The organism is Phaeovulum sp., from assembly GCF_041596715.1.
GTDB lineage: Bacteria > Pseudomonadota > Alphaproteobacteria > Rhodobacterales > Rhodobacteraceae > UBA6213.
In genome coordinates this window covers 1-1,660 of sequence record NZ_JBFHIA010000384.1, presented here as the reverse complement: position 1 = coordinate 1,660, position 1,660 = coordinate 1, and the positions used below count along the sequence as shown (strand labels likewise).

The window sequence follows — 1,660 nt, the reverse complement described above, 5'->3', positions numbered from 1 at the left end:
GCGGCCTTCCCCGCCGAAACCGCTTCGCCTAAGCTTGCGGGATGGACGTTTTGCCCGCCCCCCTTGGCCAATGGTTCGCCGCGCGCAAATGGGCGCTGCACCCGCATCAGCGCGAAATGATGGCCCGCCGGGCGGCCCCGGCCACCCTTCTGATCGCGCCGACCGGCGGTGGCAAGACGCTGGCCGGGTTTCTGCCGACGCTGGCCGAACTGGCTGCCGAACCCAGCCCCGGTCTGCACACGCTCTACATCTCGCCGCTGAAGGCGCTTGCTGCGGATATGAAGCGCAACCTTACCCAGCCGGTGGCCGAGATGGCGCTGCCGCTGCGTATCGAAGACCGCACCGGCGACACCTCGCCCCACGCGCGCCGCAACCAACGTGCAAGCCCACCGCACATTCTGCTGACCACGCCGGAAAGCCTTGCGCTGCTGCTTAGCTACCCCGACGCACCCCGCATTTTCGGCACCTTGCAGCGGGTGGTGATAGACGAGATCCACGCGCTGGCCGAAAGCAAGCGCGGCGATCAGCTGACCCTCGGTCTTGCGCGGTTGCAAAGCCTCGCACCGGGTCTGCGCCGCGTTGGGTTGAGCGCCACCGTCGAAGACCCAGCCGCGCTGGCCCGGTTTCTGGCACCCGAAGGTTGCGAGGTTATGACAGCCGCACCCGGCCCCGCGCCAGACATCACGATGCTTGCCACCGCCCCGCCACCTTGGACAGGCGGTGGCGGGCGCCACGCAATTCCCGAGATACTCGCGCAAATCAGTGCGCACCGCACCACGATCATCTTTCACAACACCCGCGCACAGGCCGAGCTGTTCTTTCATGACCTGTGGCTTGCCAACACCGATAACCTCGCCATCGGCATCCACCACGGAAGCCTTGCGCGCGAGGTCCGAGAGCGGACCGAGGCGGCGATGGCGGCGGGGCAGTTGCGCGCGGTGGTGGCCACCGGCAGCCTTGATCTGGGGCTAGACTGGGGCGCGGTCGATCTGGTCATTCAGGTCGGCGCGCCCAAAAACGTCAAGCGTCTGGTACAGCGGATCGGGCGGGCGAACCACCGCGCGGGCGCACCCTCCAAAGCCTTCCTTGTGCCTGCCAACCGCTTTGAAGTGATCGAATGTTGGGCCGCACTAGAGGCCGTTCGCGCGCGCGAGCTTGATGGCGCACCACGCCCCCCCGGCGCGCTGGACGTGCTGTGCCAGCATCTGGCGCTGACAGCCTGTGCAGGCCCCTTCGATGCCGAAGCACTTTTCACCGAGGTGCGCCGCGCCGGGCCCTATGCCGACTTGCCCCGCGCCGATTTCGACGCCTGCCTCGATTTCTGCGCAACCGGCGGCTATGCGCTGCGCAGCTATGACCGCTGGCGGCGCCTGATGCTGCGCGAGGGGCGCTGGTCCTTGCGCGATCCGCGCGCCGCGCGTGATTTGCGCATGAACATCGGCACCATTGTGGAAACCGAAACCATGAAGGTTCGGATGCAGCGCGGCGGCGCGCCGCTGGGTGAAGTCGAAGAAGCATTTGCCGCAACACTCAGCCCCGGCGACAGCTTTTTGATCGGAGGGCAGGTGGTGCGCTTTGAGGGGTTGAACGAACTGACCGTCGAGGTCAGCCGCTCAACCGCAAAGCGGCCAAAGATCGCCGTCTTTTCGGGCTCCAAGTT

Annotated in this window: 1 protein-coding gene; it reads left to right on the top strand. The window is 66.7% G+C overall.

Features of this window, described 5'->3' with window-relative positions; genetic code table 11:
• Positions 1-41 precede the first annotated feature (41 nt).
• Positions 42-1,660: DEAD/DEAH box helicase (locus ABY403_RS16295; protein WP_372841860.1), on the top strand; the 1,619-nt coding region annotated here is incomplete at its 3' end.